Below are 12963 nucleotides of genomic sequence, written 5' to 3' on the forward strand. Positions count from 1 at the left end.
GCGGCATGGCGGGCGGCGTGGCCTGGCTGGCCGCACGGCGGCTGGTGCAGGCGGTGCCGGTGCTGTTCGGGGTGGTGCTGGTGAACTTCCTGCTGATGCAGGCGGCGCCCGGCGATCTGGCCGATGTGCTGGCCGGCGAACAGGGCGCGGCGACGCCGGAGATGATGGCGGAGCTGCGCGCCCGCTTCGGCCTCGACCAGCCCGTCTGGATGCAGTTCCTGCACTATCTCGGCAATGTCGTCACCGGCGATCTCGGCCATTCCCACCGCCTCGGCCTGCCGGTGCTGACGCTGATCCTGGAGCGCCTGCCGGCGACGCTGCTGCTGATGGTGCCCGCCATCCTGCTCGCCTCCGGCAGCGGCATGCTGCTCGGCGGCCTCGCCGCGCGGCGCGCGGGAAGCTGGCTCGACGGGATCATCTCGGCCGGCGTGCTGCTGGCCTATGCGACGCCGCTCTTCTGGGTCGGGCTGATGGGCATCGTGCTGTTCGGCGTCCGGCTGCAGTGGCTGCCGGTGGGCGGCATGCGCGACCCCGGCGCCGATCTGTCGGGCCTCGCCCTGGCGCTGGACACGGCGCGGCACATGGTGCTGCCGGTCTGCACCCTCTCGCTCTTCTACGCCGCGCTCTATGCCCGGCTGATGCGCGCCTCGATGCTCACGGCGCTGAAGCAGGACTATGTCCGCACCGCCCGCGCCAAGGGCCTCTCGCCCTGGCAGGTCGATGCGGTGCATGCCGGCCGCAACGCCCTGCTGCCGGTGCTGACCATGGTGGGACTGCAGGCCGGCGCGCTGATCGGCGGCGGCGTGCTGGTGGAGACGGTCTTCTCCTGGCCTGGCCTCGGGCGCCTCGCCTTCGACGCCATCCTGCGGCGCGACCTCAACCTGCTGCTCGGCATCGTGCTGGCCAGCTCGGTCACGGTGGTGCTGGTGAACTTCCTGGTCGATCTGCTCTATGGCCTGGCCGACCCGCGGGTGCGCGCGGCATGAGCCGGGGGTGGAGGCTGCTGCTCACCCCGCGCGGGCTGATCGGCCTGCTGCTGGTGCTGGGGCTCGGCGCCATGGCGCTGGCCGCGCCCTGGCTCTACCCCGACGACCCGCTGGACATGGTCGCCACGCCCAGCCTCTGGCCCGGCCAGGACCCGGACTACTGGCTCGGCACCGACCTGATGGGGCGCGACCTGGCGAGCGGCATCTTCCACGGCGCCCGCGTCTCGCTGCTGGTGGGGCTCTCGGCGGCGGCGGTGTCGCTCACCATCGGCACGGCGGTCGGTGCGCTCGCCGGCTTCCTCGGCGGCCGGGCGGAGATGCTGCTGATGCGGCTGACCGAGGTGTTCCAGACCATGCCGCCCTTCCTCTTCGCCATCGCCGTGGTGGCGGTGCTGGGACCGTCCATCGGTCATGTCATCCTGGCGATCGGCCTCACCTCCTGGCCGGGCATCGCCCGGCTGGCGCGGGCCGAGGTCATGGCGGTGCGGGCGCGCGACTTCGTCGATGCCGCGCTCTGCTGCGGCGCCTCCAGCAGCCGCCTGCTGCTGGCCCATGTGCTGCCGAACGCCCTGTCGCCGATCCTGGTCACCGCCTCGGTGCTGATGGCCACCGCCATGCTAACCGAGGCGGGGCTCTCCTTCCTCGGCCTCTCCGATCCCAACCTGGTGAGCTGGGGCTCGATGATCGGCGCTGGGCGCGAGGCGCTCCGCACCCACTGGTACATGGCCGCGGTGCCGGGCGTGGCCCTGGCCCTGGCGGTGCTGGGGCTGAACCTGCTGGGCGACGTGGTGGACGACATCCTGGACCCTCGCCGGGAGGGCTGAGGCAACCCTGCCTGTGCCGCGCCGGTTGATCCCCGGTCACCGCAGAAAGGAGCACCGGCATGGCCGACGATCCGAAGACACCGCCCAAGGATGCGCCGAAGCTCGGCAAGTTGACCGGGATGATGACCGGTCACAGCACCAAGGACGCGGAGACCACGCGCCCGGGCGACAAGACGACGGGTCCGGGGGAGCAGGGCAACCTACTGAAGAACCAGAAGGGGAAGTGAGCGGGCGGGGGCGGGCGATCCGCCCCCCCCTCAGCCGGCCGCCACGGCTCCGGCCGGAATTTCCTCGCGGGTCTCGGGCATGGCGAGCCAGGCGAGGAGGGTGCAGAGCAGGCCGATCACCGCCAGCAGAGCGAAAGCCGCGCCCGACCCGATCCAGACCGCCACCAGGCCGGCCATCGTCGTGCTCAGCGTCCCGCCGACCCCGACGGCCAGGCCGAAGATGCCCATGCAGAGATTGAAGTGGTTGGTGCCGCGCGTCAGGTCGGAGGCGATCAGCGGCAGCATGACGCCGAGCGCGGCGGCGCTGATGCCGTCCAGCGCCTGGATGAAGACCAGCCCGGCCGGCTGATCGACCAGCGCCAGCAGGAGGCCGCGCAGGGGCAGCATGGCGAAGCCGATGATCAGCACGATCCGCCGGCCCCGCAGCTCCGCCACCCGGCCGACCCAGGGCGAGATCGCGGCCACCACGAGCTGCGGCACCACGATGCTCGCCGCGATGATCAGGTTGGCCTCGTCGCCGGCGTGCCGGGTGGCCATGCTGCCGGCGAGCGGCAGCATGGCGGCGTTGGAGAGCGTGAAGAGCATGGCGCAGGCGGCGAAGATGAAGACGCCGCGCTGCTGCAGCAGGGGCCAGATCCGCGAGCGCTCGCCGCTGCTGGACTGCGCGGCGGCGATGGCGGCCGCCATGTCCCGCTCCCGGATGAAGGCGAGGGAGATCAGGCTGGGCACGGTCAGCGCCGCGGTCATCCAGAAGACCGCGGCGCTGGAGAGATAGGTGCCGATCAGCCCCATGCCGCCCGCCGCGACGGCGCCGCCGAGCGAGGCGAAGCGGGCATTGCGCCCGAGCCGCTCGCCCAGCGCCTGACGGCCGACCAATGCGAGGCTGATGGCGGCGATCGCCGGCGTCAGCACGCAACTCGCCACCCCGTGCAGGATCTCGGACAGCAGCACCGGCAGCGTGGCCGGCCAGGCGGCGAGCAGCACCGCGGAGGCGGCGATGCCCAGCAGCGCCAGCGCCGCCGCGCGCCGCTTGTGCCGGGTGGCATCGACCAGGGCCCCGGCGGGGACCTGGCTGAGCATGGTGGTCAGCGTGCCGAGGCTGAGCGCGAAGCCGATCTCGACCTCGGTCCAGGCCTGCGTGGTGAGATAGACGGCGACGAAGGGGCCGAAGCCGGTCTGAACATTCGCCATGAAGAAGTTCAGACCGTCGAGACCCCGCAGGCTGGCTTTGCTCGCCATGGCGCGTCAGCCCGGCCTGCCACCGGGCTCCGCTGGACTGGTCTGTGGTGGCGGCGTGGCGGCCGGCGGCGCTGCGGGAGGGGCCGCGTCCTGCGAGGGCGTGGCGCCAGTGCGAGCGTCACCCGGCGGCGCCGCGCCGCCCGGCGCGGGGGGCGGCGGAGCGGTCGCGATGGCCACGTCCTCGCCATCGCGGAAATCGGGGAAGCCGCGCAGCTGGTCGCGGCTGAGGGTGAACTGGATGCCCTTCTCGGTGAAGCGGAGGGTCGACCAGGCGACGGCGATGCGCCGCCGCCCGACCCCCAGGAAGCCGCCATAGTCCAGCACGGCGGCGCGGGGCTGCCCCTCCGGCGTGACGAGGACATTGACCAGCTGGCCGACCACGATGCCGCTGACGCCCTTCACATCCTGCCCGAGGATGCGCAGCATCTCCCCCTTCCCCACCATCTCCCGCCCCGCCAGAGGCAGCGCCTCCCCCTCAGCGGGTGGCGCGCCCGGCTGGCTGGATTGCGGCTGCGGCTGCGGCTGCGGCTGCGGCTGCGGCTGCGGCTGCGGCTGCGGCTGGGCGGGCGGCGTGGCGGGGGCCTCCTCCGGCGCCGTGGGCTGGGCCTGTCCCTCTGCCGGGGCCCGCTCCCGGGATTGCTCCTGCCCCTGAGGCTGCGCCGGTGCCGCGACCTGGGCCTGTACCGGCAGGGCCGCCAGCAGCAGCAGGGCGGGCAGCGAGGCCGCCGCGAGAGGCCGGGCCAGGGTGGGGGAGAGGTCGTGCATCAGGGAGCTTCCCGGGGCGAGGCGGTTTCGCCCGGCCGCCGCCGCCCGATGGGGCTGCGGCGGCACGGGCCGTACCGATAACGGCGGCACCTCTCCCCGGTTGAACAGGCTCCAGCGGGAAATCGCCCCGGGCCTGCCGCTCATCGCGCCAGGGCCCGCATCCAGACCAGCACCCCGGCCGCTCCGGCATCCGGCTGGCCCCGGGCGCGATCGCCCAGATAGGCGGCGCGGCCCAGCCGCGGCTGCATGGTGGCGGTGGCCTGCAGGCCGGCCTCGGCGGCGGCCACCGCCTCGCCCCAGGCATCCCGCAGGCCGGAGCCGCGCCCCGTCGCGTCGGAGAAGGCCTCGGCGGCCGGGTGCAGGGCATCCAGCATGGTCCGGTCCCCCGGCCGGGCGCCTCCCAGCGCGGCGATGGCCTCGACCGCCTCCCGGAAGGCCGCGGCCCAGTCCGTGGCATCCGAAGCCTCGCGGCCCTCCAGCCGCCGCGCGGCGCGCAGCAGGGCCACGGCGTAGAAGGGGCCGGAACTGCCGGCGATGGCCCGGCGCAGCGCCTCCCCCATATGGGCCAGGCCGGTGGCCGGGGTGGCGAAGGCCGTCTCCGGCAGGGCGCGCAGCGCGGCGGCCCCCCGCGCCATGCTGAGGCCGAGATCGCCATCGCCCGCGGCGCTGTCGAGCGCGGTCAACTCAGCCTCGGCCTTCTCCAGCGCGGCGGCGACGCGCTCCAACCCGCCCCGCAGCGCGGGCGCGAGCGATCCGGGCGCCGTGGCCTCGCGCGGTGCCGGCGAGGGCGTCTCGGGCAGGATACGCGGTTCCGCGACGCGGCCATCGGCCAGCCAGGCCGGGGCATGCCCCGGCGCATCCAGCAGCGCCAGGCGATCGGCATCCAGCCGCAGCAGGCTCAGCGAGCAGCCCGGCATCTCGATCGCGGTGAGATAGTTGCCGCACCAGGCCCGCGGCACCTCGATCCCCTCCCGCCGCAACCGGGCCAGGGCATGGCGCGCCACGATCGCCAGTTCCATCGGCGGCGTGCCGCCCAGGCCGTTGACCAGCAGCGCCGCGGACTCGCCGGCGCGCAGCCCGAGATCGGTCAGGATGCTGTCCAGCAGGGTGTCGACCAGGGTATCGGCCGGCTGCAACGGCGCCCGGCGGACGCCCTGCTCGCCATGGATGCCAAGGCCGAGCTCGACCGCGTCCTCCTCCAGCGTGAAGCCCGGCCGGCCGGCCGCGGGAACGGTGCAGGCCCCGAGCGCCACGCCCATGCTGCCGAGATTCTCCGCCGCCGCCCGCGCCATGCCGGCCACCTCGCCGAGCGGCAGGCCGCGCGCCGCGGCGGCGCCGGCGATCTTGTGGATCAGCACCGTGCCGGCGATGCCGCGCCGCCGCTCCGGCGGCACGGTGTCGCGCAGCGCGACATCGTCGGCCACGACGACGATGTCGCAGGGAATGCCCTCCGCCCGCGCCAGCTCGGCGGCCAGGCCGAAGTTCAACCGGTCCCCGGTGTAGTTCTTGACGACCAGCACGGCGCCCGCCGGGCCGGCGACGGCACGGATGCCGCTCAGCACCGCATCGGTGCTGGGGGAGGTGAAGACGTCCCCGGCGATGGCGGCATCCAGCAACCCCTCGCCGACATAGCCCGCATGGGCCGGCTCGTGCCCGGCGCCGCCGCCGGACAGCACGGCGACGCGCCGCGCGGCGGGCGGCGGGATCTCGGCGCGCAGAACCACATCCTCCCCGGCCAGCAGGGCCTGACCGGGATGCAGGGCGACCTGCCCTTCCAGCATCTGCCGTACCACACGGCGCGGATCGTTGATCAGCTTCTTCACGGCCTGGGCTCCCTTCCCGTCGCGGCTGACCGTCAGGGTGGGCGGGCGCCGGGGCCACATCAAGCCGGTTTCAGTGCAGCAAAGGCGAATCTGGGACTTCACGGCGGACGCGGCCTGTGCTTTGGCTATCCGCATCCTCTGAAAGGCAAGAGCATGTCGAAGAAGTTCCTGGCCGATACCATCCAGAAGTCCATCGAGATCACCGGGATCGGCGCCAATGCCCTGGCCGGCGACATCATCGAGGCGATCAAGTCCGAGATCGTCCAGACCGGGCGCTTCACCATCCCCGATTTCGGCGCCTTCATCGTGCGCGAGACCCCGAAGCGCACGGCGCTGAATCCCCGCACCGGCGAGAAGGTTCCCGTGAAGGCCGGCGCGACCGTGCGCTTCAAGCCCTCGCCGTCGCTGAAGGATGCCGCGCACACGGCGCTGAAGAAGAACAAGCGCAAGGCCGCCAAGGCCTGAGGACGACGCCCGAGGCGGGCCGGGACAGGATCCTGGCCCGCCTCAGGCCAGGATGTCGAGCAGCGGCCGGCCGCCCTCCTCGATATCGCGGATCACGGCGGCCCGCGCGCCGGCCGCATCGCCGCGCCGCAGGGCATCCAGCACCGACAGATGGCCGTGACGGGGCCAGAGCAGCGGCCCCCGGTCATACAGGTGACTGAGCAAAGGCCCGCACTGCATCCAGAGAATCTCGACCAGCCCGAGGAGCACCGGCATCCCGCCCAGGCGGCAGAGACCGGAATGGAAGGCCTCGTTGGACTGGATGGCCGTGCCGAAATCCCGCTCCGCCTCGGCGGCGGCAAGCCGTTCATGGATGGCGGCCAGACGGTCGATCTGCTCCGCCCCCGCCCGTGAGGCCGCGGCCGCGGCGGCCTGGCCTTCCAGGTTGCAGCGCAGCGAACGGATCTCCAGGAATCGCGCGCGGTCGATGACGGGGACGAAGACGGTGCCGCGTTCGTCAAGTTGCAAGGCCTGCTCGGAAACCAGGCGCAACAGGGCTTCCCGCACCGGGGTGGCGCTGATGCCGAGTTGTTCCGCGAGCGGCCGCAGCAACAGCCTCTCGCCCGGCCGCAGGCGGCTGAGCATCAGCGCCGAACGGATGGCCTGATAGGCCTGCCCGCTCAAACTGTCGCGGGAGATCCGGGTGAAACCGGGATCCGCCTCCCGCCGGGGAGCGGCAGACGGGACGGACCGCGTGTTCATGATTGACAGGCCCCGTGCGACATCCTCACTGTTATAACAAATGACGCATAACAAGTGTCATGACCAGGGAAGGACGTTGCCGATGACCAGGACGGGACGGGCCGGCACGGGCCCGCGCCATCCGCAGGCTCCGCGGACATAGGCGCGTGCTGTCCCTGCGCAAGCTGGCCGCCGGGCCAGGACTGGAACTGCGGGACGTGGCGCCGCCCCCGCCGCCGGGACCGGGCGAGGTCGGCATTCGCGTCGCCGCCGCCGGAATCTGTGGCAGCGACATCCATGCCTATGAATGGACGCCGGGCTACGAATTCATGGTGCCGCACCTGCCGCTGACCATGGGGCATGAGTTCGCCGGCCATGTCACGGCGGTGGGCGAGGGCGTCCAGGGCCTCACCATCGGCGATGCCGTCACCGCTTGGCCGACCATCGGCTGCCGCCAGTGCCGCGCCTGCCGTGAGGACCGGATGCAGGATTGCCAGGCGCGGCGCATCCTGGGCCTGCATTGCGATGGCGGCTTCGCGCCCCATCTCGTCGCCCCCGCCTTCAACTGCTTCCGCCTGCCCGCGGGTGTCGATGTCGCGCTGGGCGCGCTGAGCGAGCCGCTCTCGATCGCCGACAACGCGCTGCGCGTCGCCGAGATCGAGCCTGGCGACGTGGTTCTCGTGCTGGGGCCGGGGCCGATCGGACTGGGCATCGCCTGGATGGCGCAGCTTCGCGGCGCGCGCGTGCTGCTGGCCGGCTTCGACGACGCGCTCCGTCTCGCCTGCGCCGAACGCATGGGCATCCGGCACCGGGTCGATCTGCGCGACACGCCGATGGCCGAGGCGGTGCGGCAGGTCTTCGGCGAGGCGGTCGACCGGGTGATCGAGGCGACCGGCGTCACCACCTCCATCACCGAGGGGCTGTCGGTGCTGCGCTCCAGCGGCATCCTGGTGATCGCTGGCATCCATTCGCGGCCGCTGGAAGTTCCGGTCACGACGCTGGTGCGCAACAAGCACCAGCTCCGCGCGGCGCATGACACGACCCGCGACGCCTGGCCGCGCGTCCTGGCGCTGCTGGCCGATCCCGCCAACCGCGCGGCGCTGGAGGCGATGGTCACGCACCGCCTGCCGCTGCGTGAGGCGGCGCGTGGCTTCGAGATGGCGCGGCGGAAGGATGCGGTGAAGATCCTGCTGCGGCCGGACGAGGATTGAACAGCCGCGAAGAACGGCGGAACGGGGAGGAATCACGGGTATGAACGGAATGACGACACGCCGGTGGGCGCTGGGGCTGCTGTCCGGCGTCGCGATGATCGCGATGGGCAGCGCCCGGGCCGCAGCCGAGGTTCGCTTCGGTGCCCTCTATCCCTTCAGCGGCGAGCTGGCCGTGCTGGGTGACGAAAGCTGGCGCGGGCTGGAGCTGGCGGTCGAGGAGCGCAACGCCGCGGGCGGCGTGCAGGGCGAGAGGATCGTCCTGGTGCGCGGCGACGCGGTGGACAACAACCAGGCAGTGGCCGAGGCGCGGCGGCTGATCTCGGTCTCCGGCGTCAAGGCGATCTTCGGCACCTATTCCTCGGCCCGCGCGCAGGTGGCGAGCCAGGTGGCCGAGCTGGCGCGCATCCCCTACCTGGAGATGGGCGCGGTCTCGGACTCCATCACCGACCGCAAGTTCCGCTATCTGTTCCGCACCAACCCGACGGCCAGGGACATGGCCGAGCGCTCGATCGAGATGGTGATCAACGCCGTGGCGCCGGCCCATTCGGTGCAGCCCAGGGACCTGCGCGTCGCCATCATCCATGAGGACAGCCTCTACGGCACCACGGTCGGGCGCTTCCAGGCGGGCTTCGCCAAGGAGCAGGGCCTCAACATCGTCGAGACGCTGCCCTATCCGGCCAATGTCGTGGACATGTCCGCGCTGATCCTGCGGCTGCAATCGGCCAAGGCCGATGTGGTGCTGCAGACCTCCTACCAGAACGACACGGTGCTGTTCTTCCGCCAGGCGCGCGAGGCCGGCTTCAGGCCGCGCGCCATCATCGGCGGCGGCGGCGGCTACTCGCTGCGCGAGACCATGCAGGCGGTCGGCCAGGACGTCATGGACGGCGTGCTGAACATCGACTTCACGCAGATCGCCACCAACCCCAAGGCGGCGCCGGGCATCCCGCACTTCCTCGAGGCCTATCGCGCCAAGTACGGCATGGAGCCGCGCTCCGGCCACAGCCTCGGCAATTACGCCGGCGCCAAGATCTATCTTGAGGCCATCGACAAGGCGAAGTCCTTCTCGGCCGACGACATCGCCGCGGCGCTGCGCGCGCTCGACATCCCGGAAGGCCAGACCGCGGTGGGGTGGGGCGTGCGGTTCGGCGAGAACGGCCAGAACCAGCGGTCCAAGATGATGGGCCTGCAATGGCAGGACGGCAAGCTCGTCACCGTCTTCCCGTCCGAGGCGGCGGTCTCCGACCTGCGCCTGCGCCGCTGACAGCCCGCGCGCCTGGCAGCGCCCGGCCACGCCCGGCCAGGTCCCTTGGGGGAGACGTCATGCAAACCTTCCTGCAGCTCGTCATCAATGGCCTCATGCTGGGCGGTCTCTTCGCCATCATCAGCATCGGGCTGACGCTGATCTTCGGCATCATCCGGCTCGTGAACTTCGCCCATGGCGAGTTGCTGATGGTTGGCATGTACCTGACCTGGATCGGCACCAGCCAGCTCGGCCTGCACCCCTATGTGCTGGCGCCGCCGGTGGTGCTGGTGCTGTTCGTCATCGGCGTGCTGATCCAGCGTTTCATTCTGCAACCGCTGCTCGACGCGCGCGACGCGCATGTGCAGATCTTCGCGACGGTCGGGCTGTCCACGGCCCTGATCAACCTGGCGCTGCTGGTCTTCGGCGCCGACCTCTACGCCACGCCCGCCCCCGGGGTGCGGGAGGCGATCCATTTCGGCCCCTTCCGCGTGCTGATCGGCCAGCTGGTCATGTTCGGCTGCGGCATCGCCGTCGTCGTCGCGCTGCACCTGTTTCTGGAGCGCAGCTATCTCGGCCGCGCCATCCGCGCGACCGCGCAGCATCGCGCGGCGGCGCAGCTCATGGGCGTCGACGTGCGCCGCATCTACATCGTCACCTTCGGCATCGGCGCCGCCTGCGTCGGGCTGGCCGCGGTGCTGGTGGCGCCGCTCTATCCGACATCGCCCACGGTCGGTACCTATTTCGTGCTGACCGCCTTCGTCGTCGTGGTGCTGGGCGGCATGGGCAGCCTGCACGGCGCCTTCGTCGGCGCGCTGCTGATCGGGCTGGTGGACAGCCTCAGTGCCTACTACATCGCGCCCGACCTCAAGGAGGTGGTGATCTTCGGCCTCTTCCTCCTGGTCCTGCTGGTGCGCCCGACGGGGCTCTTCGGCCTCGGGCGCGGCTCGGAGTGAACGGCATGGGCAGGCTCCTCGATCCCCGCACCGCCGCGGCCGCGCTCCTCCTCCTGCTGCTGCTGCTGCTGGCAGTGCCGCTTCTGGTGCAGGACGACTTCGTCTTCCACGTCTTCATCACCATCTGCCTCTATGGCGCGCTGGCGACGGCGTGGAACATCGTCGGCGGCTTCGCCGGACAGCTTTCCCTGGGACACGCCATCTTCTACGGCATCGGCGCCTATACGGCGGGTCTGCTGGTGCCGCTCGGCGTCTCGCCCTGGATCGGCATGCTCGCGGGCGCGGCCCTCTCGGCCCTGGTGGGCGTCGGCATCGGCCTGCCCTGCTTCCGCCTGCGCGGACCGTTCTTCGCGCTGGCCACCATCGCCTTCCTGCAGGTGATCCGGCTGCTGGCGCTGCATTTCACCGACCTGACCGGAGGCGCCGTCGGGCTGATGGTGCCGTTGCAGACCGGCTGGGCCTGGATGATCTTCTTCGAGCGCTGGCCCTCCATGCTGATCGCCTTCGGCCTGCTGGCGCTGACCCTGGCCGTCGCCGCCTGGGTCCGCCATGCCCGCTTCGGCTACTACCTGGTGGCGACGCGGGAGCGTGAGCCGGCCGCCGCGGCGGCGGGTGTCGACACGCTCCGGGTGCGGCTCCACGCCGTCGCGCTCTCCGCCGCGCTGACCTCGATGGTCGGCACCTTCCATGGCATGTACCTGACCTTCATCGAGCCGGAGGCGATGTTCTCCCTCGCCTTCTCGGTGCAGATCGCGATGTTCGCTCTGATCGGCGGCATCGGCACGGTGATGGGGCCGCTGCTGGGCACGCTGCTGGTCGTCCCGCTGACCGAGCTGGCGCGCGGCTGGCTCGGCGCCTCGGCGCTCGGCCTGCACGGCTTCGTCTACGGCACGGTTCTGGTGCTGATCGTGCTGTTCGTCCCCGATGGCCTGGCCGGGCTGATCCGCCGCAGGCCGAAGGCGCGCGAAGTGGAGGTGGCGGCGCCGGCCACCGTCCCGGCAGAGGCGGCTGCGCCCGTCCGGCGCGCCATCGGTGAGCCGATCCTGATGGCCGAGCATCTCCATAAGCGCTTCGGCGGGCTCACTGTCACCGACGATGTCAGCCTCACGCTGCGCCAGGGCGAGGTTCTCGGCATCATCGGGCCGAACGGCGCCGGCAAGACCACGCTGTTCAACCAGCTTTCCGGCTTCCTCGCGCCGCAGAGCGGCATCGTGCGCATCCGCGCCGAGGAGGGGGGCTACATCACCCCCCGCACGCCGCACGGCTTCGCGCGGGCGGGCGTGGGGCGCACCTTCCAGATCGTCCAGCCCTTCGCCGCCATGACGGTGCTGGAGAACATCATGATCGGCGCCTTCCACAACCATCCCACCCATGCCGCGGCGCGGGAGAAGGCGCTCGAGGTGGCGCAGCGCATGGGGCTCTGGGCGCAGCGCGACGCCGAGGCGCGCTCGCTCACCATCGGCGGGCTGAAGCGGCTGGAGATCGCCCGCGTCATGGCGATGGAGCCGCGCATCCTGCTGCTGGACGAGGTGATGGCCGGGCTCAACCAGACCGATGTGCGGCGCGCCATCCGGCTGATCGAGGATATCCGCGACAGCGGCGTCAGCATCATCGCCATCGAGCACGTCATGCAGGCCATCATGGCGCTGTCCGACCGCGTCATCGTGCTCAATTCCGGGCGGCTGATCGCGGAGGGCAGGCCGGCGCATGTGGTGCGCGACCCGACGGTGATCGAGGCCTATCTGGGCGAGGAGTTCGCGCATGCTCACCCTGCATGAGGTCCAGGCAGGCTATGGCCGCACCACGATCCTGCACGGCATCAGCGCCGAGGTGCGGGCGGGCGAGGTGGTCACCATCGTCGGCGCCAATGGCGCGGGCAAGACCACGACGCTGCGGAGCATCGCGGGCCTGGTGCGGCCGACCGCCGGGCGCATCACCTTCGAGGGCGAGGAGATCGGCCGCATGCAGCCGCATGAGGTTGTGGCGCGCGGCATCACCCTGATCCCCGAGGGGCGGCAGCTCTTTCCCTTCATGAGCGTGCGCGACAACCTCCGCATGGGGGCCTACACCCCGGCCGCGCGCGCGCGGATGCAGGAGACGCTGGAGGAGGTGCTGGACCTGTTTCCGCGCCTGCGCGAGCGGCTGGACCAGTACGGGGGCTCGCTCTCGGGCGGCGAACAGCAGATGGTGGCGATCGCCCGCGGGCTGATGGCGCGGCCGAAGCTGCTGATGTTCGACGAGCCCTCGCTCGGGCTGGCGCCGATCATCGTCCGCCAGGTCTTCGACGTGGTCGAGCGCATCGCCTCGACCGGTGTCACCGTGCTGATCGTCGAGCAGAACGTGTTCCGCACGCTGAGCATCGCCGACCGGGGCTATGTGCTGGAGAACGGCGCGATCGTCATGAGCGACACCGGCGCCGCGCTGCTGCGCGACGATCATGTGCGCCGCGCCTATCTCGGGATCTGAGGGGTGCCTCACTTCGCCCAGAGCCGGACGATCAAGGGCCG

13 protein-coding genes are annotated in these 12963 nt (G+C 71.7%); 9 read left to right on the forward strand and 4 right to left on the reverse strand.

The window, feature by feature from the left end:
• The first annotated feature begins 5 nt into the window (after positions 1-5).
• Genes ACF3NH_RS18550 through ACF3NH_RS18560 form a run of 3 tightly spaced genes read left to right on the forward strand, consistent with a single transcriptional unit; the run spans position 6 to position 2037 of the window.
• Complete coding sequence (locus tag ACF3NH_RS18550) at positions 6-986, forward strand: ABC transporter permease (RefSeq protein ID WP_198366784.1); 981 nt, start codon at positions 6-8, stop codon at positions 984-986.
• Positions 983-1810: an ABC transporter permease gene (locus ACF3NH_RS18555; protein WP_198366785.1), complete on the forward strand. Its 828-nt coding sequence runs from the start codon at positions 983-985 to the stop codon at positions 1808-1810. The genes ACF3NH_RS18550 and ACF3NH_RS18555 overlap by 4 nt, the downstream gene beginning before the upstream one ends.
• Before the next feature lie 59 nt (positions 1811-1869).
• On the forward strand, positions 1870-2037 hold the full coding sequence (locus ACF3NH_RS18560; RefSeq protein WP_198366786.1) for a hypothetical protein: 168 nt from the start codon (positions 1870-1872) through the stop codon (positions 2035-2037).
• A gap of 30 nt (positions 2038-2067) precedes the next feature.
• On the opposite strand, the gene ACF3NH_RS18565 is transcribed toward ACF3NH_RS18560, so the two are convergent.
• The 3 genes from ACF3NH_RS18565 to ACF3NH_RS18575 form a co-directional block, all read right to left on the reverse strand.
• A complete protein-coding gene (locus tag ACF3NH_RS18565) occupies positions 2068-3276 on the reverse strand; it encodes an MFS transporter (RefSeq protein WP_198366787.1) in 1209 nt (402 codons plus the stop codon).
• 6 nt (positions 3277-3282) lie between these two features.
• Positions 3283-4041, reverse strand: a complete 759-nt coding sequence (locus tag ACF3NH_RS18570) for a hypothetical protein (protein ID WP_422924974.1) — start codon at positions 4039-4041, stop codon at positions 3283-3285.
• A gap of 140 nt (positions 4042-4181) precedes the next feature.
• Positions 4182-5864, reverse strand: a complete 1683-nt coding sequence (locus ACF3NH_RS18575) for a dihydroxyacetone kinase family protein (protein WP_422924976.1) — start codon at positions 5862-5864, stop codon at positions 4182-4184.
• Between ACF3NH_RS18575 and ACF3NH_RS18580 the strand changes: the two genes are divergently transcribed.
• Positions 5796-6329: an HU family DNA-binding protein gene (locus tag ACF3NH_RS18580; RefSeq protein WP_232477156.1), complete on the forward strand. Its 534-nt coding sequence runs from the start codon at positions 5796-5798 to the stop codon at positions 6327-6329. The two genes, ACF3NH_RS18575 and ACF3NH_RS18580, sit on opposite strands and share 69 nt — an antisense overlap.
• Positions 6330-6371: 42 nt before the next feature.
• On the opposite strand, the gene ACF3NH_RS18585 is transcribed toward ACF3NH_RS18580, so the two are convergent.
• Complete coding sequence (locus ACF3NH_RS18585) at positions 6372-7070, reverse strand: GntR family transcriptional regulator (RefSeq protein ID WP_422924978.1); 699 nt, start codon at positions 7068-7070, stop codon at positions 6372-6374.
• Between the two features lie 146 nt (positions 7071-7216).
• Between ACF3NH_RS18585 and ACF3NH_RS18590 the strand changes: the two genes are divergently transcribed.
• Genes ACF3NH_RS18590 through ACF3NH_RS18610 form a run of 5 tightly spaced genes read left to right on the forward strand, consistent with a single transcriptional unit; the run spans position 7217 to position 12922 of the window.
• Positions 7217-8260, forward strand: a complete 1044-nt coding sequence (locus tag ACF3NH_RS18590) for a zinc-dependent alcohol dehydrogenase (RefSeq protein WP_422924980.1) — start codon at positions 7217-7219, stop codon at positions 8258-8260.
• A 49-nt stretch (positions 8261-8309) separates the two neighbouring features.
• Entirely contained in the window at positions 8310-9521 is a 1212-nt protein-coding gene (locus tag ACF3NH_RS18595; protein ID WP_422924982.1) for an ABC transporter substrate-binding protein, read from the forward strand.
• 59 nt (positions 9522-9580) lie between these two features.
• Positions 9581-10456, forward strand: a complete 876-nt coding sequence (locus ACF3NH_RS18600) for a branched-chain amino acid ABC transporter permease (protein WP_198366793.1) — start codon at positions 9581-9583, stop codon at positions 10454-10456.
• Positions 10457-10461: 5 nt separating this feature from the next.
• On the forward strand, positions 10462-12234 hold the full coding sequence (locus tag ACF3NH_RS18605) for a branched-chain amino acid ABC transporter ATP-binding protein/permease (RefSeq protein WP_422924984.1): 1773 nt from the start codon (positions 10462-10464) through the stop codon (positions 12232-12234).
• Entirely contained in the window at positions 12218-12922 is a 705-nt protein-coding gene (locus ACF3NH_RS18610) for an ABC transporter ATP-binding protein (protein ID WP_198366795.1), read from the forward strand. The genes ACF3NH_RS18605 and ACF3NH_RS18610 overlap by 17 nt, the downstream gene beginning before the upstream one ends.
• The last annotated feature ends 41 nt before the right edge of the window (positions 12923-12963 follow it).

The sequence above is a fragment of the Pseudoroseomonas sp. WGS1072 genome (genome assembly GCF_049340465.1).
GTDB lineage: Bacteria > Pseudomonadota > Alphaproteobacteria > Acetobacterales > Acetobacteraceae > Pseudoroseomonas.

Coding starts and splice junctions, on each gene's coding strand:
- ACF3NH_RS18550 (WP_198366784.1), top strand. CDS start 6: ATGGCGGGCGGCGTGGCCTGGCTGGCCGCACGGCGGCTGGTGCAGGCG.
- ACF3NH_RS18555 (WP_198366785.1), top strand. CDS start 983: ATGAGCCGGGGGTGGAGGCTGCTGCTCACCCCGCGCGGGCTGATCGGC.
- ACF3NH_RS18560 (WP_198366786.1), top strand. CDS start 1,870: ATGGCCGACGATCCGAAGACACCGCCCAAGGATGCGCCGAAGCTCGGC.
- ACF3NH_RS18565 (WP_198366787.1), bottom strand. CDS start 3,276: ATGGCGAGCAAAGCCAGCCTGCGGGGTCTCGACGGTCTGAACTTCTTC.
- ACF3NH_RS18570 (WP_422924974.1), bottom strand. CDS start 4,041: ATGCACGACCTCTCCCCCACCCTGGCCCGGCCTCTCGCGGCGGCCTCG.
- ACF3NH_RS18580 (WP_232477156.1), top strand. CDS start 5,796: ATGCAGGGCGACCTGCCCTTCCAGCATCTGCCGTACCACACGGCGCGG.
- ACF3NH_RS18585 (WP_422924978.1), bottom strand. CDS start 7,070: ATGAACACGCGGTCCGTCCCGTCTGCCGCTCCCCGGCGGGAGGCGGAT.
- ACF3NH_RS18595 (WP_422924982.1), top strand. CDS start 8,310: ATGACGACACGCCGGTGGGCGCTGGGGCTGCTGTCCGGCGTCGCGATG.
- ACF3NH_RS18600 (WP_198366793.1), top strand. CDS start 9,581: ATGCAAACCTTCCTGCAGCTCGTCATCAATGGCCTCATGCTGGGCGGT.
- ACF3NH_RS18605 (WP_422924984.1), top strand. CDS start 10,462: ATGGGCAGGCTCCTCGATCCCCGCACCGCCGCGGCCGCGCTCCTCCTC.
- ACF3NH_RS18610 (WP_198366795.1), top strand. CDS start 12,218: ATGCTCACCCTGCATGAGGTCCAGGCAGGCTATGGCCGCACCACGATC.